18 protein-coding genes and 1 pseudogene are annotated in these 17,863 nt (G+C 64.6%); 2 read left to right on the top strand and 17 right to left on the bottom strand.

Features of this window, described 5'->3' with window-relative positions:
• Positions 1 to 68: 68 nt before the first annotated feature.
• The 3 genes from AEQ27_RS09775 to AEQ27_RS09765 all read right to left on the bottom strand — a co-directional run bounded on the left by AEQ27_RS09775 (position 69) and on the right by AEQ27_RS09765 (position 1,420).
• Positions 69 to 281 (bottom strand): hypothetical protein, encoded by a 213-nt coding sequence (locus AEQ27_RS09775; RefSeq protein ID WP_054146471.1) that lies wholly within the window; start codon positions 279 to 281, stop codon positions 69 to 71.
• 342 nt (positions 282 to 623) lie between these two features.
• Positions 624 to 869: a hypothetical protein gene (locus AEQ27_RS09770; RefSeq protein ID WP_152970296.1), complete on the bottom strand. Its 246-nt coding sequence runs from the start codon at positions 867 to 869 to the stop codon at positions 624 to 626.
• A gap of 8 nt (positions 870 to 877) precedes the next feature.
• Positions 878 to 1,420, bottom strand: coding sequence for an LPD29 domain-containing protein (locus AEQ27_RS09765; protein WP_152970295.1), 543 nt, complete (start codon positions 1,418 to 1,420; stop codon positions 878 to 880).
• A 749-nt stretch (positions 1,421 to 2,169) separates the two neighbouring features.
• On the opposite strand from AEQ27_RS09765, the gene AEQ27_RS17785 reads away from it, so the two are divergent.
• Complete coding sequence (locus AEQ27_RS17785) at positions 2,170 to 2,340, top strand: hypothetical protein (RefSeq protein WP_161805526.1); 171 nt, start codon at positions 2,170 to 2,172, stop codon at positions 2,338 to 2,340.
• 145 nt (positions 2,341 to 2,485) lie between these two features.
• On the opposite strand, the gene AEQ27_RS18345 is transcribed toward AEQ27_RS17785, so the two are convergent.
• The 4 genes and pseudogenes from AEQ27_RS18345 to AEQ27_RS09745 all read right to left on the bottom strand — a co-directional run bounded on the left by AEQ27_RS18345 (position 2,486) and on the right by AEQ27_RS09745 (position 8,184).
• Positions 2,486 to 3,118, bottom strand: coding sequence for a hypothetical protein (locus AEQ27_RS18345; RefSeq protein ID WP_054146468.1), 633 nt, complete (start codon positions 3,116 to 3,118; stop codon positions 2,486 to 2,488).
• A gap of 647 nt (positions 3,119 to 3,765) precedes the next feature.
• Positions 3,766 to 3,930: pseudogene (locus AEQ27_RS18760) on the bottom strand (ParB/Srx family N-terminal domain-containing protein); the annotation flags it as partial.
• Positions 3,931 to 5,349: 1,419 nt separating this feature from the next.
• The gene (locus AEQ27_RS17265) at positions 5,350 to 6,633 is read right to left on the bottom strand and encodes a hypothetical protein (RefSeq protein ID WP_161805525.1); all 1,284 of its coding nucleotides are present in this window, start codon (positions 6,631 to 6,633) and stop codon (positions 5,350 to 5,352) included.
• A 243-nt stretch (positions 6,634 to 6,876) separates the two neighbouring features.
• Positions 6,877 to 8,184 (bottom strand): PIN domain-containing protein, encoded by a 1,308-nt coding sequence (locus AEQ27_RS09745; RefSeq protein WP_054146465.1) that lies wholly within the window; start codon positions 8,182 to 8,184, stop codon positions 6,877 to 6,879.
• 250 nt (positions 8,185 to 8,434) lie between these two features.
• On the opposite strand from AEQ27_RS09745, the gene AEQ27_RS09740 reads away from it, so the two are divergent.
• Positions 8,435 to 8,848, top strand: a complete 414-nt coding sequence (locus AEQ27_RS09740) for a hypothetical protein (protein WP_054146464.1) — start codon at positions 8,435 to 8,437, stop codon at positions 8,846 to 8,848.
• A gap of 497 nt (positions 8,849 to 9,345) precedes the next feature.
• On the opposite strand, the gene AEQ27_RS16605 is transcribed toward AEQ27_RS09740, so the two are convergent.
• The 10 genes from AEQ27_RS16605 to AEQ27_RS09690 all read right to left on the bottom strand — a co-directional run bounded on the left by AEQ27_RS16605 (position 9,346) and on the right by AEQ27_RS09690 (position 17,855).
• Positions 9,346 to 9,969 carry a DeoR family transcriptional regulator gene (locus AEQ27_RS16605; RefSeq protein ID WP_082383410.1) on the bottom strand — a complete coding sequence of 208 codons (624 nt, stop codon included), beginning with the start codon at positions 9,967 to 9,969 and terminating at the stop codon, positions 9,346 to 9,348.
• Positions 9,970 to 10,056: 87 nt separating this feature from the next.
• Positions 10,057 to 11,043 carry a class II fructose-bisphosphatase gene (gene glpX, locus AEQ27_RS09730; protein ID WP_054146462.1) on the bottom strand — a complete coding sequence of 329 codons (987 nt, stop codon included), beginning with the start codon at positions 11,041 to 11,043 and terminating at the stop codon, positions 10,057 to 10,059.
• Positions 11,044 to 11,062: 19 nt separating this feature from the next.
• Positions 11,063 to 11,341 (bottom strand): hypothetical protein, encoded by a 279-nt coding sequence (locus AEQ27_RS17260; protein ID WP_152970291.1) that lies wholly within the window; start codon positions 11,339 to 11,341, stop codon positions 11,063 to 11,065.
• Between the two features lie 16 nt (positions 11,342 to 11,357).
• A complete protein-coding gene (locus tag AEQ27_RS09720) occupies positions 11,358 to 12,713 on the bottom strand; it encodes a TRAP transporter large permease subunit (RefSeq protein ID WP_161805524.1) in 1,356 nt (451 codons plus the stop codon).
• Positions 12,714 to 12,768: 55 nt separating this feature from the next.
• Entirely contained in the window at positions 12,769 to 13,920 is a 1,152-nt protein-coding gene (locus tag AEQ27_RS09715; RefSeq protein ID WP_082383409.1) for a lactonase family protein, read from the bottom strand.
• Between the two features lie 71 nt (positions 13,921 to 13,991).
• Entirely contained in the window at positions 13,992 to 14,921 is a 930-nt protein-coding gene (locus AEQ27_RS09710; RefSeq protein WP_369813622.1) for an AEC family transporter, read from the bottom strand.
• A 19-nt stretch (positions 14,922 to 14,940) separates the two neighbouring features.
• Positions 14,941 to 15,576, bottom strand: coding sequence for a 3-oxo-tetronate 4-phosphate decarboxylase (gene otnC / locus AEQ27_RS09705; RefSeq protein WP_054146458.1), 636 nt, complete (start codon positions 15,574 to 15,576; stop codon positions 14,941 to 14,943).
• On the bottom strand, positions 15,573 to 16,859 hold the full coding sequence (otnK, locus tag AEQ27_RS09700) for a 3-oxo-tetronate kinase (RefSeq protein ID WP_054146457.1): 1,287 nt from the start codon (positions 16,857 to 16,859) through the stop codon (positions 15,573 to 15,575). Before otnK ends, otnC begins: the two co-directional genes overlap by 4 nt.
• Positions 16,856 to 17,539: an aspartate/glutamate racemase family protein gene (locus AEQ27_RS09695; protein ID WP_054146456.1), complete on the bottom strand. Its 684-nt coding sequence runs from the start codon at positions 17,537 to 17,539 to the stop codon at positions 16,856 to 16,858. Before AEQ27_RS09695 ends, otnK begins: the two co-directional genes overlap by 4 nt.
• A complete protein-coding gene (locus tag AEQ27_RS09690; protein WP_054146455.1) occupies positions 17,529 to 17,855 on the bottom strand; it encodes a putative quinol monooxygenase in 327 nt (108 codons plus the stop codon). The genes AEQ27_RS09695 and AEQ27_RS09690 overlap by 11 nt, the downstream gene beginning before the upstream one ends.
• Positions 17,856 to 17,863 lie beyond the last annotated feature (8 nt).

The following is a 17,863-nucleotide window of genomic DNA, read 5'->3' as shown; positions in this document are numbered from 1 at the left end:
TAATAGTCTAGTCCCCCCTAGTGATGTAACACAAGGGGGGACTAGTATTTTCTCGATCTTTCTTGGGATCAGTCAGCGGCCCCGAACGCTTCCGTCCAGCACTGGGGGTGGATACCGGATCGGATCAGTTCGCGTTCGTCAGCGGGGCGGTCCGGCATGGCGTCCTGGATCGGCGTTCCCTGCTTCCAGAGCTCGGCCTCGAGGCGGCTCAGCTCGACGATGCTCGTTTGCTGGCAGAACATGCACCGGGCAGTGACGTGCGGGACGGTCGTGGTCTCCATGTGCTTCTCGCTCTCTCCTCGTTTTTTTGCCGGGAAGGCGATTGATCGCCGCTAGAACGGGCGCCCGTGGTGCAACCCGTAGGGCGGCAGGGGAGAGAGTTTCGGCGCGAAATAAGGGAGCGCTAGCTCCCGCGTGCCGAAAGTCTCGGAGGAGCCGGCGGCTTGCCGCTTGCGGTGCGGGTGAGCGTTCGTACCATCGCCGAAGGCTTCCCGGTAAAACAACAAGCCCGCCAGGGCCAGCAGGGCCGCACAGCGGCTCCATCACGAGCGCAGCGACCGACGGGGAGCGCGAGGGGCGATGCCCCTCGCCCGACCGCTCGCGGGCGGCCGGGCATCGCTGGGTCAGGGCCTCGTGCGCTCGTCCGTCCACGCGATCGCGACGGCCTCGGGAGGTCCGTCTCCGAGCTGACCAAACACGGCACGGTGCTCGTCGTCGGGGTGACCGGTGGGGCGGGTGCATTGCCAGCCCGGGATGCCGTGCGGCACCGCTTCACATTCCATCTGGCTGACGTCGAGATCGGCGTCGGGGGCTTCGGGGTCGAGCTGGCGGTAGTCGAACGTGTCGGGGCGCCGGTAGGTGACGTGCACGGCGGTCCTCACTTCGTCCTGGTGGGGGTCAGGTCGCGCTCGTAGAGGGCGAGGTGCACGGCCTGGTGAGCGTCCATCCAGTCGCTGTAGCCGTGCCCGGCGACCCGCACCTCGTCGCCTGGGCGGATGAGGTTTCCGGCCCCCCTGAGGAGGTTTCCGTCCTCGTCGCACACGCGGACGTGGGGGATGCTGCTGTCGGTCTCGATGACGCGCTGGGCTTCGAGGTGGCCCGCGGTCGAGTAGGTGCGTGCCGTGTTGATGCCGTCGCAGCCGTAGACGACTTCCTCCGGCATGGCTTCGCCCTCACCGGCGACCAGGACGCTGCCCTGGTGGTCGTAGCTGTCGGTGATGCCGTTGAACTTCCGGCCCTCGAACCGGCCCGTGATGTCGCCCACCTGGCGGGTCGTGGGGCCGTCGGCCCAGGCGACGTTCATCCACGCCGATGCGGTGCCGGTGCTGCACCGGACGCTGAACTTCACGCCGGGGAATGCTGCTCGAAGCTCCGCGCGGACCAGTTTGGCGACGTCTTTGGTGCTGATAAGAGTGCTCATGGGGTCTTGTCTCCTGTCGGGGGGTCTGCTTTGCTGGAGGGAGCGGGACGGACCCAATTCGTGTGGGTCCGTCCCGCTTCGTTGTGCCCGCTACTCGCTGCGGGCGAGGGTGTCGACAAACATGGTGTGATCGCGTGCGTGTGGGTCAGAACCCACCCGTTGGCCGCGAATGCGCCGAGGTCGCTGTCCCGCTCCGCCAACTTCTCCATCTGTCGTGGAAGCCCCCCCGAACGTGACGACGGGGACCACGGTGGTGACGGTCGTGACCTGCTGCTGCTGCTGTGCCATGTGCTTCTCGCTCTCTCCTCGTTTTTTTGCCGTGAAGGCGGTTCTCCGCCTTAGCGACCGCAGGGCGCAGTGCAACCCGTAGGGCGGCAGGGGAGAGAATTTCGGCGCGAAATAAGGGAGCCCCGCGACCGCGTGCCGAAAATCTCGGAGGAGCCGGTGGCGTAGCCACTTGAACGGAGACCCGGAGGTGGCTACGAGGGAGCGTGAGCGACCGAGCCGCCGAAGGCTTCACGGCAAAACAACGGCCCGCCAGGGCCACACAGGCCGACGCGCAGCGGCGGCTCCACTGGAAGCGCAGCGACCTCGAGCGCAGCGAGTGGGGTAGACCCTCGGCAGTCTCGTCAGTCTCGCCGCGGCGGGCCGATAGTAGGGACGGGACCCAGCCGAGCCTCCGTCTGGGTTCGGTCGATAGTCACTCTCACGGCGGATCTTCCGCCGCAATCGAACTCAGGGAGATCTCCATGAACGCACTACAGGACCCGTTGTCGGACGACCCGGGCGCTCGTAATCGGACCCTCGCTGCGGAGAGCATGACGTGCATCGAGATGGCGATGGCTAACGGTGAGTGCGACGACGATCCGGACTACTGGCGCGAGCAGCTGCACATCATGAAGCTCTGGCGGGACGTGTGACATGCGTCGAGCTCCGTCGAGGCGCATCGGGGAGGGATGAGGGGGCGGAGCCCCTTCGTGTCCCGCCGGAGGTGGGACGCCGGCGCCGGGGTGGTGGAGCGGGGAAGGAGCCTGATTCGTGCAGGCCCCTTCCCCTCCCCCGGTTCTAGCTCTCGAACGCTGCGGTCTTGTCGTAGTCGTCGCTCTCGGCGTCGAACGGGTCGAAGTCGCTCACGTGTTCGGTGTCATCAGCAGCGGTCCCCCGGATGCTTTCGGCCCGGGCCGCGCTCTGGGCGGCGTCGGCCTTGCCGCCGTCGACGACGATCTGCTCGACCTCGGACAGGCCGTAGCCCCATGCGGCCAGCTGCTCGAAGTAGAGCCCGTCACGCTCGCTCGGGCTGCGCCAGGTGCCCTTGCTGGTGCTGGCCTCGATGCCGCCGAGGGTGACCGCGACGGCGACGTGCAGCGCCTTCGCGGGGTGCGCCGCGGCGTACTCCTCGATGGCGGTCTGCTTCCAATACGAGGGGGTGGCGTCGACGCCGAGGAGGGTCGCGGCCAGGCTGTTGCTCTCACCCAGTGCATGCCCGATGGGCTGACGGTGACGGGTGAGCGCCACGGCGACCCACTGCTGGGCGTCCTTCGGCATGGTCTTGCGCGACAGGAACTCGGCCAGCCACTCGCGGCGGACGACCTCAGCCGACGCCCACGCCTTGTTGTTGGCGATGAGGGTCTTTCGCTCGGCCTTTCCTCGTCGGTCATAGGTCCCGACGCGCCCGCGCCGCTGCTGCGGTCGCGCCACCCGAGGGCCTTCATCTGGGCCCTCGTCACGAAGAACTCGGCGTGAGCGTCGGTCGACCCGTAGCTGGACCCGACGAACGCGGCCCGGCCCTCGACGGCGGCCAGGGCCTCAGCCGTCACCTGGTTGCCGTCGGCATCGTTGAGGTACGAGGCACGGACGTGCTCGGCCTCGTAGTAGCCGGGGCTGCGGTCAAGGATCGTCCACCCCTGCTCGACGAGCTCGGCGGTGCGGGCGGCGACCGCTGCGGCGCGGGCGCGATTGTCGCGGGCGCGCTGCACGGCGTGGTCGAACTGTGCGGGGCGCTCGCGCGCGTCGGTGGACAGTTCGGCCAGGACCTCGGCGTCGTCCTCGAACTCGATCAGCACAGCGGCCTGATCGAGGGTGAGGTCGTACAAGTCCGCCGACTCCGTGACGGTGGCGCTCTCGGCCACGGCGAGGCCCTTCTTCACCTCGGCCGCCTTGGTGCCGGTGCGGCGTCCGATGGTGGCGGCGCTCATCCCGTCGAAGCTCAGCTGCTTGAACGCGGCGACCCGCTCGGACTGCTTCACACCCTGGCGCTGGTCGTTCTCGACCAGCTGCTCGATGATGCGCGTTGCGGTGTCGTCGTCCCCGTCGACGATGTACGCGGGGATCGTGGCGACGCCTGCCTCGCGGGCGGCGAGGGTGCGGCGCTGACCGGCCCGGACGCTCACGCGGCCCTGGTCATCGCGACGGGCGAGGATCGGCACGAGAACGCCGTTCGCCTTGATCGACGCGACGAACTCCTTATCGATCGTCACGTCCAGACGCACGTTCTCCTCGACCTCGATCATGGCGGGGTCGACGTGCTCGATGGTGCCTGCGGTAGTGGTTGTCATGTTCTTCTCTTCCTCTCGTTGTTTTTGCCGTGAAGGCACGAAGTGTCGAGCAGGAGGGGCAGGGGGTGTGCAACCCGGTAGGGCGGCAGGAGGAGAGAAGTTCGGCCGAAATAAGGGAGCGCAGCGACCGCGGCCGCACTTGTCGGGAGGAGCCGGCGGCGCAGCCGCTTGAACACCCCCTGAACCGACGTACGATGCCGCAGGCTTCACGGCAGGCCCGCAGGGCCAGACAGCGCCGCGGAGCGGCACCAATAGGGAGCGCAGCGACTCCCCCGGTTGCCGCGTGCGGGCGATGCCGGCACGCAAGCTCGAGCACGTCTCGGGCAGAGAGAAACCCCCGCGCGGTTGGGGGTAACCGACATGCGGGGGCTGGTGACGCTCAGCAGTTAGGGACCACTGGGCGACTCTCGCCGGCTTGGGGGGAAGCCGACCGAGTGAACGCTACGCGGGCGCCCCTGGGTGCCCGCCAGTGTGCGGCGGGATCACGCCGGCCACTCCCCGGGCCAAGCCTTTTGCGCGGGAGGCGAACTGGTTCCTTATCGGGGCCATGCGTCAGGTTCAGGCCGTAGCGAAGCGCTTAGGGCCGCCATTTCGCCTTCTCTTTGCACTAGCCAGGCCACGGCACTGTTGAGAGAGCGGTGTCGGGCAAGCCAGGGTCGGCCGCCAGCATTGTCACGGCCGTGCGCGTAGCAGTGGTACGCCTGTGAGCCGTTCTCGCTTTGAGCGAGGATGTAGCCGATAGGAGCTTCGCGTGCACGGCGAACCTGCCAGACCCCGCTAGCGCCGGCTACGGGCGGAACGGCGAGCGGATGCTCCGGCATCGGGCGTCGCAAGATCTTTGCCGCAGCTTCACCGGACCCTTGGACTCCCATGACCGCAGCGTGGAAGCAGCCTCCGACAGCAACCGGGACGACGCCTCGCGGGGTCACGCGAGCTGATTGCTTGCGTGCCCCGCTGAGACAACGTCCTATTCCGTAGCCTCTTGAACTACGACCGCTGCGGGTGCGTGCTCTGTTGGTGTTGGGGCATCGTCTGTCTGTGCCACTCCGGTACTGAACCAGATAAGTACAGCCACGATGAGCCCATCCGAAATAGTAAATCGCGTTTTTCGACTACGCCGTGTAGTCTTTCTAGTGATTCGAAGCATCAGCTTCCTTTCTGCATATTTGCGTATCGCAGAAGTGAATGAGCCCCCTTCATGAGTCCTACCTCATGAGTTCAGGGGGTTTTTTCACAACTGCAAATATCAGTATACGCCATGCGGGCAGCGTGTGCAACATATCGAGTGTTGAAATGGCAGCATTACCCCCGCACTGGGGGTATGCGAGGCTATTGACACCACGCAAGCCTGCACCTACGGGTGCTGAGTCTTGGCTATTCAGCGGACTTGATGATTTGAGCCAGAATGGCGTCCCTGCTGGCATCCGAGAGCACGAGCTCAACCCCTCTGCGCCCCTTTTCGCCGGTCTTGTTGGGGTCAGGGTTCGGCACGGTGAATGCTCTAAGTTCCCACTGACCGAGTTCGCTTTCCAGCTCATCGACCAGCCCGGCTCGAAAGTGGTGGTGAGCATCGGCGTTGACGGGAATGCCCCAGAGGGCTACTAGCTGAACAAGAGTCTTGGCGAGGCGCGTAGCCAGCCTGAGGTTCCGGTGGTCTGGCCTACGGCCCCGCTGCGGGTGTTTCAAGTCGTTGTAGATGGTCGCTAGGTAGCCAGCAATGAGCGTGGTGTCGGCGAAATTGCTCCAATCGGCATCAACAGCGTCGAGGCATGCCTGCACAGCTTTTTCGGTACCCATGTACTGGCGGGGCGTGGCCTGAACCCATCCCCCAAGGCCTTCCAGCGCTGAGACGTATGAGAGCAGACGCGGTTCCAGGAACCGGGTCATGCCTGCAAGTGCCTCGATGGCCGGTTGCATGGGTGTGCGGAAGTCCTCGTCGGCGGTCCATCTGTCGAACCACTTTTGTAGCCCTTCTTCACCGAAATCAGACGCGCCTAGCATTGGCACACCTAAGTCCTGCGGTAGGACTGTGGATGACCGCGCGGTCACTTCTAGGTAGGCCGGTTCCCATTGCTGGACCGGTTCCCGCCAGCGCTTTGCAAGGTCCCCTCGCTGCACCCACTTCACGTAGTTCGGCCCGTTGACCTGATGCGTGCGCCACTTGGCGTCCTTGCCGTAAACGAGCACCAGCAGCGCTCGGAGAGGCTGCGCGTAGATGAAAAGCGCGTCAGGCTCCCCCTCGCTGAGGGCATACCCGACGATCATCTCGGCCCGCTGTTCGACTGAGGCTTGCCCATACGATGCGTGCCACGGGGTCGTACGGCGAAGCTCAAAGCTAAGGTCTGCTTCGAGGTCGTCGAATGCGACCGTCCACGACAAGGGCTCATGGTGTCCCCGATGGATTGTGATCTGATCCGGGCGGCTGTCGTCGACGTCGATATGAGGTGCGCCGATGAAACGAAGAAGACCGTCAAGAGACGACGCGAGACGTTCGACGGTGTGTTCCTCTCGGTCCTGCTCCTCTTCGTCCCCGTCTCGAGTACCCACAGGTCGCCCTGAGGTTTTGGGGGCCTGGCAGATGGCCGAAGCCGCCACGCCTCGGGTCACGAGCGGGCCTGAGCCTGACTGCCCCACCCACCTCACGTTGAGGAGCATCACGGGGCCGCGGTCGTCTTGGAATAGGAGATCGGTATAGCCGCCACTTGCGCTCAGCCAGCGATTCACGAGAGCCGAGGAGGCGGATGTCCCATCGTGTGCAACTGACACGATGGGACCGCGGTCTTCAAGCGTCAAGGACGCTCCAACTGCGCCTGGGTTCTGTCTGTCACCCAAGAGTCCCGTCCGGGTTTCTCCGTGAACCAAAACATTGTGCATAGCTCGGATATTAGGGCGGGCGGGCTACTACTCAGTGGCGCGGCCAGTGAAGCTGTCCCACCCAAGTTCGTCAAGATTGAGGACACCAGCGTCACTAAGAGCTTTTAGGCGCGTCTCGGAGTCCACGTCCTCCATCGCTTCTGCAAGCAGACCTGTGTTCGCTTGGATGTACCGGAGGAAGAAATCCCCCGCGGTCCCGCCGCGTACGTCTTTAAGAATTTGGTGAAACAGGGCGTTACGAGCGGTTGAGGTTCGCAGGTGGCGAATCGGATCAGACTCTCGGTTCAAGATTCGCGACACCACGGTGTGAAAGAGGTCTTCGGGCCGCGCCTCGGCGTCGGCGAGTGTGAGGTGCTGCGCACCAGCCGTCGGCACCAGAGCTCGGCCCGTAAGCCGAACGCCTTTCCTCTCCTGCGAACTCCTCAGGTCGGGAAAGTCGTTGCCGTCGTTGGGAACGATGGTGGTCATGTCGAATGTCACGTCACCGCGTACTTCGAACTCGACTTCGATGTCAGTTGACCCATCGAGGCGCTGCGCGGTGGCCCGGAGAAGCTGTGCATTCGTGACCGAGCTTGGTTCCATCCAGTCATAGCTCAACCAACCGAATGCGGAGACTGGAAGCCCCAGTGCCCCACCAAGGCTTAGCTCTCGCTGTAGAACCAGGAGAGCAAAATCATCGCCGTAGCCAGGAGAGAACGGCTCTCCGACGTATTGGCCTGGCACAGTCAAGCCGTTGATCTGTCTCCGCAGTTGAAAGTTTGGTGCCTCATCGCCGGTCAACCCGAGGCGCTGGCTTACTTCCGCAACGAGCGCGCTGTGTGGTTCCTCCTTCTGCTCCCCTTTGGCGCCGACGAAGAATGCGCCGTCATTCGTCACAAATGTGTATGTGTGCGCTGGCCCTTCAACGAGCTCGTCAAGAAACGACAACCAGTGAAGGGTGTCTCTATAACCGTTCCCGTGCTCGTTGAAGGGCCTCAGGCGCGCGATCGCTCGCCTTGAAACGACGTCATGAGATACGTCGGGGGTGGGCTTGATGATCACGCCGCCGGCTTCGAGCTGCGGAGCCAATGCGTACGCGTCGCCGCTGGCTCGTATGGCTTCCGCCAAAGCCCGCACTTCTTCCCGAACCTCTGGGACTGTGCCCCCTTGCCGCAAAATGTTCGAGGCGACGGAGTGCCTGTTGCGCCTGTACGCACCTTCTGCCTCCTCAACGGCTAGGCGCGGCACAACCACTCGCAGCCTGCGCGCGGAGATAGCCGTCTGCATTCGGGCCCAGATCGGGTTAGACAACTGGGGATCGTCCACGAGGACATTGGCGTCAAGAAAGATGACCATCACGCTCTTACGGTATGGGCCGAGCTACGCCAGCGCACCCGGCACGGCCGCAAAATATCCCGTCTCATTGATCGATCTATCACCAGACGGCCGCCGGCCTCGATCACCCCCTGGAGCTAGGCCGATCCCGGCGTCTCAACTAGTAGGCATGGCTGGGGAAGCATCGAGCTGGGTTTGGTGGCTGACCCGAGGAAATGTCGCTTGTGACCTGTATTGTCCGACCACTACCCACCGACAGACAGGTAACCCCATGACTTCACCCGACCTCAGCACTATCCGCAGGTTCCTCTCCGGGCTCACCCTTGCGGAGAATGACTTCCCTGCCGGCGACGCCGTGGTTACCCAGATCGGAAGCCTCGCCACCGCGGCCCGCTCTCTCGACACGTCCTCGGAGCCGTGGCTAGCGGAATGGTTGGACGCTGAGCACTACAAGGCCGGCGTGCTCTACGCGGCAGGCAAGGTCAACTGGAACCACGAGCAGCAGGGCAAGGGAACCGCTGCGGATACCCGCATGCGCGCCACGATCGTGCAGCGATTCAACGCTTGGGTGGCCCAGACGCAGGATCGTCTCGCGACTTACGAGCAAGAGCCGACCGCAGAGACGGTTCAACCGTGGCTAGCCGAACTTGCGCGTTTCAAAAGCGACCCTGTTCGGAACGTGTGACATGGAATCGCTTCACACGGGCATAGGCGCCCTCATCGCAGCAACGGGGGCAATTGACGTCGCTTCCGGGGCTGCCAGCTTTCGAGCGGTCCACAATCCGAGCCCGCACGCGCGCTCATTGGTGTCTCGTTAGACGATCGGACACCGGACAGTCGTCGCCGCCGAGCACTTCCCCGCCGACGCAGCCATTTGATCGTCTCGATAGATGCGTCCGGAACGCGTCTCGATGAGGGGACCTTCATTCGACACTCACGACAGCTTGAGGAGGTGGCCTGTGGCCTTCACAGTCAACGGTCGCTGGGTGGGCACGGCGGATCTCCGCCACAACTCGTCGCGGTTCAGCTCGCGGCGGACCCGCTGGTTCTGCGCCGCATGGGTGCGGTCCAAGGCTCGACCGCCCTCAAATGCGGTCGACGCCCGGGTCTCGGCGACTATGTGCTTTGGTGGGTGCGCTCATCGTCGCTGAGCTGCGCATTTCCGCGCGTAGTACCCCTCGCCTACGGCCGCCCATGGCTAGGAGGTCCCACGATCAGGACCTCCGCGGCTGCATTGTTGATCACACCGCCTAGCTCGTGTCCAGCGTCTCCCTCCGTCGCCGACGGATCAGTCAGGATGGCGAAGTCAATCGCGAGCTGAGCAACGACTGCCGTCGCCACAGGTCCCCCGAACTTTTTCGTTCTCCTGTCGAGCCGCCCGCCGGTGATGATCACTTCGCACGTGTGGTGCTGCAAAACCTCTGCGGCGTCAAGACTTGGAGTCACGACAGAGAGGTCGGTCCGACTGGCGGTGATCTGCATGAAGCTCACTGCTTGGGCACCACTATCGAGATAGATCAGGGCCCCTTGGCGCAGCGCCCTCAGCGTTGCCGAGGCAACCCCGACACCATCGTGTGGAGGTGTAGGCCTTGCCACGGCGAGCCTCTGTCGACGCGCCACCCCGCCCGCCGTGAGGGTCAAAACACCCTTGCGCTCGAGCGTCGCAGCGTCCCGTCGGATGGTCATGATGGAGACAGAAAGTTCGTCCGCTAGCTCTCGAAAAGCAACTGAGGCATGGTCGCGTAGCCTCGAGGTGATGTGTTCCTGACGCTCTACGGGGAGGGCTCTGTTTTCCTTTTTAGCCATGGCTCATTGTCGTGGTCTGCGAAGCGCGGGTCAGTTTCGCGGCTGGCCGGGCGAGCCAAGCTCCCTGGTCCGTCGTCCTCTAGTGAGTCAGACTGATTCGCCGTACCACTTCGAGACGAGGTGGTCGGCTTCGACGCGACGGATGGTGCCCGAGTGCGAGCGCAACACGATGCTCGACGTGCGGATCATGCCCTGCTTGCGCGTGACGCCCGCGACGAGGGCGCCGTCGGTGACGCCGGTGGCGACGAAGTACGCGTTGTCGCCCGTGACGAGGTCGTCCTGGTCGAGCACGCGGTCGAGGTCGTGACCGGCGTCGATCGCCTTCTGGCGCTCGGCGTCGTCCTTCGGAGCGAGACGGGCGAGGATCAGGCCGTCCAGGGCCTTCACCGCGCAGGCCGTGATGATGCCCTCGGGGGTGCCTCCGACACCGACGCACATGTCGATGCGCGAGTCGGGACGGGCTGCGTTGATGCCGCCGGCGACGTCACCGTCGAGCAGCAGCCGGGTCGAGGCGCCCACGGCACGGATCTCGGCGATCAGGTCCGCGTGACGGGGACGGTCGAGGACGGCGATCTGCATGTCCTCGACGGCGATGCCCTTGGCCGCCGCCAGGGCGGTGATGTTCTCGCCGATCGGACGGTCGAGGTCGATGATGCCGCGGCCCTCGGGGCCGGTGACGATCTTGTCCATGTAAAACACGGCGCTGGGGTCGAACATACTGCCCCGGTCGCTGACGGCGATGACCGAGAGGGCGTTCATGCGTCCCGCCGCGGTGAGGCTGGTGCCGTCGATCGGGTCGACGGCGATGTCGCAGGCCGGGCCGAAGCCGTTGCCGACGTGCTCGCCGTTAAAGAGCATCGGGGCTTCGTCCTTCTCGCCCTCGCCGATCACGACCACGCCGTCGAAGGCGACGGTGCCGAGGAACTTGCGCATGGCGTCGACCGCGGCGCCGTCGGCAGCGTTCTTGTCGCCCTTGCCGATGAACGGGGCGCTGCGGATCGCCGCGGCCTCGGTCGCCCTCACCAGCTCCATGCCCAGGTTGCGGTCGGGGTGGGTGTAGTTCTCAGGATTCATCTTTTTGAGGCCTTCGTGCTCAGTCGTGCGATTTCCAGCCCTGGGCCAGTGCCAAGGCGAGCGTGGTGATGCCGAATGCCGCGGCGACGGCGTAAGTTGCTGGCCCGAGGACGCGCTCGGCGTCGATGACGAACTGGGCGTCATTGACGATGAGGCCTGCGATTTGCAAGAACACGATGACCGCGCCCAACAGAAGCATCGCGACGAGTCCGGTCACAAACAAAGCAGTCACAATGCCAACGAGCCGCGTGCGTGCGGGACCGAACCGCGTCGGGGAGTCAGGTGAATTTGTGGTCATGATCAAGTTCTCTCGCTCAGTGGGGAATGGGGATCAGGCCGAAGGCGACCACGACCGCGATCACGAGGAAGGGGACGACATACCAGATCACCAGGGGCGCGAACGTCTTGGCCGGGTTGACCTCGGCGATGCCGGCCGCGATGAAGATTGACGGGCCGCCGGGAGGAGACGCTCCTTCGGTAGAGATGGCGACGAGGACAGCACATACAGCCAGGGTCGGGTCGATGCCGGCGGCAGTCAGAACGGTGAAGGCGACGCCTCCGAGGGTGGCAGCCGTTGCAGTGGCCGACAGGGGACCCCCGACGACGGCGATGATGAGAACGACGAGGAAGACAGTTACGACCGCGGGCGCCTCGAGGCTATTGAGTGCGGTCTGCAGCTGTTCGTTCAGCCCCAGGCCGAGTAGCACGGCACTCCCGGCGAACGAAAAAACGAGCGTGGCGCCGATGTCTTTGTATCGCGGTCCCGTGCTGGCGATGAACGAGTACCAGTCGCTAAACGTCTTGGGCAGCTTCTTGTGCCCGATGACAATGGCAATCAGACCGAGCAAGACGGGAATCCACAGCAGGATATTGATGGCTGATACAGCGTCCTCACCGAGGGAACCGAGCCAAGAAGCCAGTAGCTCGCCACCGACACCGACGGTAATGACGACCGGGGCTGCAATCCCGACGTAGACCACCAGCGATAGCCAGCCTGCGCGCAGGCTGCGTCGAAGCGGCAGCAGGTCCTCCCCCGCGACACGAGCGATGCGGTATCGACGAACAAAGTAGAAGACCACGAGGAGTCGCCAGAGGATGCAATAGCCGGCCACGGCGAACATCGCCACGAGGGTCGTGTCTTGGTCGATATTTGGCGACACGGTGGCGAGGCCGATGATGATGAGGAAGGCGGCACTCGGCGGGATGACGGTTCCGTTGCCGCTGTTGCCTGCGACGACGGCCGCTGCAGTGTCTTTCTTCCAGTTCGACCGGGCCATCCACGGGATGGTCACGCTACCGATCGTCGCAGCGTTGGCCGACGCGGAGTGAGTGAGGGCGCCGAATCCCGCGGAGGCGATCGTCGAGACGTACCCCGCTCCTCCTCGGAGCCGACCGAGCATCGAATTCAAGATCGCCACTTGCTGCTCGATGATGCCGGTCTGCGTGAGGACGAATCCGATGAACGTGAACGAGAGCGCAGCGAACACGACAGGTTGGGCGAACGCCTCGCCGAGGCCGGTCGCGAATAGCTCGAAGAACCGCGGCCCCCCGAAACCGCAGAGGGCAATAAACCCGATGATCATTGCCTCGCCGATGCCTCGTTTAAGCAGGACCGCCCACACGACGATTACCGCTAGGTAGACGATGAGCGCCCACACACTGATGCCCATGCCGGACCTCATTTCTCAGAATTGGTGACTCGTGATCGTCGGTGACCGCGAGAGGTCAGATCAGCTGTCGCGCCGTGCCAACTGGAATGAACAGCAGGGCGACCGGGCTGCCGGTCGTGGCGGCTGTGACCGGGTCGCCAGGAGAGCCTGTGCTCGGCGTGAGCGGATGGACACCGATGGAGTGCCCGCGTTCGTGGGCGACGACCAAAGCGCGTCCGCTGGGGTCGATCTTGAAGAAACGGGGCCTGATTCCTGCAGTCGTGACCCATCGAGGGCGAAGGAGGAGACCGTCCTCGACGTCGAACGTCGCGATCGTGTCGGGGTAGAAACCGCCGGGTGACGCGTCCCCCGGACCGCCCCGGTTGGAGACGTAGACGTGCCGTCCATCTGGGTGGCACGCGATCTCGGCGCCTCGGCTGTCGCCGGTCATCGTCTCCGGGAGGGCGGACAAGACCTGGCGGACAGCGAGCCTGCCGCGCTCCGGGTCCCAATCGTAGGACGTCACGGTTGAGCGGAACTCTTCGACAGACCAGGCGTGCCTGCCGTTGGGGCTGAAGATGATGTGCCGCGGACCAGACATCTCACGCAGGCGCACCGTGCGCCCTGGATCCATTGTGAGCGTCCCGTCGTCGTCGATCTCCAAGATGAAGACCGAGTCCATTCCCTTGTCGGGAACGAGCAGGAACGCGCCCGACGGGTCGAACACGACCTGGTGAGGCTTGGCGCCGTTCTGGTCTCTCCGGTGCGGACCGAGCTCACCGACCAGCTCGAGGACGCTGACAGGGTCGCCGAGGGTCTCGTCCCCGCGGAGGGGGAGCACAGCCACCGTTCCAGAATTGTGGTTCGCCACCACCAGAAAACGTCCGTCCGGGGTGAGTGCGGCGTGTACGGGATTGGTGCCACCGGAGTCGACCTCGTCGATAAAGCCGAGGAGACCCGTGCGACGATCCCGCCGAAGGACTCGAACGGTGTTGCCGTCGCCATGGACGGCGTAGATGACCGAGCCGGTTGGACTCGCAACGAGCCAGCTCGGGTTGCTTAGAGAGAAAGACTGGACGCGGCTCCAATCCTCGAGGTCACCGCTGACACGGAACACCTCAATGCCTGCGCCCTTCCCTTCGCGGTGACGGCTTGTCCGTGAGCCGACGTAGACAAAGCTCTCGGAGGGTCGAGATCCGTCGGTTAAACGGTCGATCGTGTCGTGCATGTCACTCCTCGTCGTTGAGAGGCGCAGGGCCTGTAGTCAGTATGGGTAATTAGTGGTCGACCAGTCAACCACTAAGGATGCAGAAGCACTGAGACGGCCACCAACACCGGCACTGAAGCGGCAGATGTGACCAAGATTGTGTCTCGGGAGAGCATGACCCCTCGGTCATACCTGCTGGCGTAGAGGAAAACGTTCTGCGCCGTGGGCAGTGCGGCCATGACCACGGCCCCGAACACGGCTTCGTCGTCGAGGTGGAAAGCGAAGCGAGCCAAGCCCCACGCGACTACGGGCATGACGAGTGACTTTAGGGTGGCAGACACGATGACGTCGACCCGTTCCGGTCCTGGCTGCAGAGGTCGCATGCCGTGTAGGGACATGCCGAACGCCATGAGCACCAGCGGGACGGCCGCGCCACCGAGCAACGTGAGCGGTGCGAGGACGGCGTCCGGCACCGTCATTCCGGAGGCGGCGACGAGCACACCGAGCAAGGAGGCCAAAGTGACGGGGTTCGTGACGGTTCGGATGAGGATACGCAGCCATGATCCTTCTCGCCCGGACGCCGCATCAAGGATGACGAGCACGAGGGGGGTCAGGACGACCAGTTGCAGCAGGATGACCGGGGCAACGAGTGCTGAGTCGCCAACGACGTAGACAGCGACCGGAATTCCGATGTTGTTGGCGTTGACGTAGCCGCTGGACATCGCTCCGATTGTCATTGTCGCCGCGTCTCGGCGGAACAGGACCACGCTGAGTCCGACGAAGAGTGCAGCTACGACGAGGGCGCTGGTAGCGGCGACGGCGACAGAACCGGTGAAAATCTCAGTGACGTCGGAGCCGGACAGGATGGTGAACAGTAGCGCGGGGTTCGTGACCATCAACGCCGTCCGCGAATATACCGGCCGTGCGTTCTCGCCGACGACCCCGAAGCGAGCCACGACGTAGCCGACGACGATGACGAAGCCGATGACGGCGAAGCCGGTCAGAACTCCTGTCACTGCCATGGGCCCCTAGCCGAACGTGTCACCGGGGACGTAGCGCTGATGCCTGTTCCGGCGTGAGGGGACGAGTGGGGTGACCGTCGAGCAGAAGGAACAGTTTCGCTGTCTCCTCGAGTTCTTCTAGGGCATCCATCGCAGCACCCAGGTTCGTTCCGCTCACGACGGGACCGTGATTACTGAGGAGCATCGCCAGGTTCTCGCGCGCGGTTGCTTCAGCCAGGCCTTCGAGAGTGTCGTCGCCGGGTGCGTGGTAGGGCAGGAGCGGCAACGTCCCGATGCGCATGGCGAAGTACGCCGTCAGGGGCGGCAAAGCGTTGGCCGGGTCGAGTCCGGCAAGGCAAGACACTGCGGCGGAGTAGGTCGAGTGGGTGTGCACCACAGCCTGCGCCTGAGGCCGGGCCCGGTAGACCGCCGCGTGGAGGAACGCTTCCTTAGAAGGTTTCGCCCCGTCGACGTGTGCGCCCTCGTCGTCGATGACGGACATGTCCTCGGCTGTCACCGTACCGAGGCTGCTCCCGGTGGGAGTGACCAGGATTCGGTCGCCGACTCGGACGCTGAGGTTGCCGGTGCTGCCGTGGGTGAGAGATCTCATGAAGAGCGATCGGGCGGCGGTGACGAGGGCAGCTCGGGCGGTCTGTTCTTCTAGGGAGCGACTCATGCGTGGGCCTCCTGGTGCGCGTAGTTGTCGACGGAGCGGGTAAGGAGGGTGCGGTCGCCGAAGTTACCCGACTTCAGCAGCAGCGCCACTGGTTCGTGCGTGTTGGTGTAGATCCAGGGAACCCCGGGTGCTGCTTCGTCGCCGATGAGTCCGCCGTCGACCTTGAGTGCGGTGACGACGGCGCCGGAGGTCTCGCCCCCAGCGACGACGACTCGCCGCACACCCCGGTCGATGAGGCCTCGGGCGATGAGGCCCATAGCGGTTTCATTGATCTCTGAGGCGCGGTCGATGCCGAGGGTCTCTTGCGACCTGCGAAGTTCGTCCGGCGGCAGCGACGAGTAGATGAGCGGTGCCTTCGCTGGCGCGAGGGCGTCGTACCAGGTCAGGGCTTTCGCGGCCAGGGCCTGTGCATCAGGTGTCGCGACAGCGTCGAGCTGGAAGGCATCGTGGGTTTGGCGCATGTCCGCGACCTGCTCGAGCGTTCGGGCAGAGCAGCTCCCCGCGAGGACGGCAGCGGGGACATGCCCGACCGGGTCGCTCTGCTGGACGCTGCGGAGGTCGCTGTCGCTGCCGGCGGTTCGTGCCACGCGGGCGGCGCCGAGGCCACCGGCCAGGCCCGCTGCGCCGGTGACGAGGACGTCGTCGAGGCATGCATGACCGATCTCCACCAGGTCGGCCGGTGTGATGGCGTCGACGACGATGTAGCCGGCACCATCGGCCTGGGCGGCGTCGAGGGCTCGTGTGACTGCGCCTCGGCCATCGCACACAGTCGCGTGGTCGACGAGGGTGACGGTGCGGCTGGTCTGAGGTTCGAGGACGCGGGGGATGAACGAGTCCGTCATGGGAGTCAGCGGATGGTGCCGCATGGGCGAGTCCGACAGCAGCTGGTCCCCGACGAAGAGGTGTCCCATGTACTGGGTGCGCCCGTGCTCGGGCGAACTGGGAACGACGACTGCGCGGGGAGCGTCGAGCATCAACGCGAGGGCATCTGCGACGGGCCCGATGTTGCCATCGGGACGTGAGTCGAAGGTGGAGCAGTACTTAAAGAAGATTTGGTCAGCGCCGTGTTGGCGTAGCCATGCCACGGCCGCGATCGACTGGGCGACGGCGTCCTGGACCGGAATCGTCCTGGTCTTCAGAGCGACGACGACGGCATCGTGGTCGGGAAGCTCGTGGGCATCGGCAGTTCCCCCGAAGAGGATGACGGTGCGGAGGCCGGCGCGACGGAACGCCACGGCGACGTCGGTGCCGCCTGTGAAGTCGTCAGCGATGGCGCCGATCATGCGGGGCCACCACTCTCAAGCGCCTGACGCATGGCGGCGGCTGCTCGTTGGGGTCCGGCGATGACGGGGATGTGCAGGGCCTCCTCGAGCGCGGTTGCGGCGGGCGAGAGGGAATATTGCCCTAGGAGGATGGCGTCTGGTGTGGACTCAGCGCCCTCTACTGCCTGTCGAAGGGCTGCGGCAAGGACTGCGATGTCACCGGCTCGAGCGGCAGCAGCAGCGTCCTGGACCACGGCACCACTGACCGTCGTGTCAGAGCCTGCGTCAGCAAGCACTGCGCGAAGGCGATCGACTGAGTCGATCAATGGGCCAGCCCCGGAAGAAAGGACGAGAACGTTGGTGTACTCACCGGTGAAGACTGCCGCGAAGGCTGCCTGGTCCGGGGCGAAAAGGGGCACGGTGGCCTCCGCCGCGAGGCGTTCCGCGACGGGACCATACATGGAGCAGGTCAAAAGAATTCCGTCGACGCCTTCACAACGGGCGTGCTCGATCAGTCGTGTCATGCGGTCGGCAAGCTCGGGGGTGACCCCTCCAGCGTTGTCAGCATCCTGTAGCAGTTGGTCATCAAGAATATTCCAGATGCGGGCCTCAGGGAGGGCGTCGATCATGGCCGTGGCAGCGGGGCGGATCGCTGCGGTGACGGCGCTAATGAGGGCAATCAGGGGCTGGTCAGTGGTCATGGGCTGGTTCCGATGTTCCTGCCGTGGCGGGCACGGCGTGTAGCTCGAATTTGGAGCCTGGGACGATGAGGTGGGTGGAGCGCGCGGTGTACTTGCGGAAGTGATCAGAGCTTTTGTGCCCGATCAAAAACGCTTCCTCGTCGGCGTAGACCTCGTAAAGGTGTATCCGACCTGGAGTCTCGGTGGAGCGAAGGACCTCGAACACCTGACATCCCGGTTCGAGCCGCAGTGAGTCTGCAGCGTTCTCCGTGATGGCTTTTAGGAACTCCTGGTCGTGTCCTGTCCTGATGTCGAGGGTGACGAAGACGGTGTACATCGCGCGCT

The organism is Frigoribacterium sp. RIT-PI-h, from assembly GCF_001297205.1.
In the GTDB taxonomy this organism is placed as follows: Bacteria; Actinomycetota; Actinomycetes; order Actinomycetales; family Microbacteriaceae; genus Frigoribacterium.
This window is presented reverse-complemented; position numbering and strand designations above follow the sequence as displayed.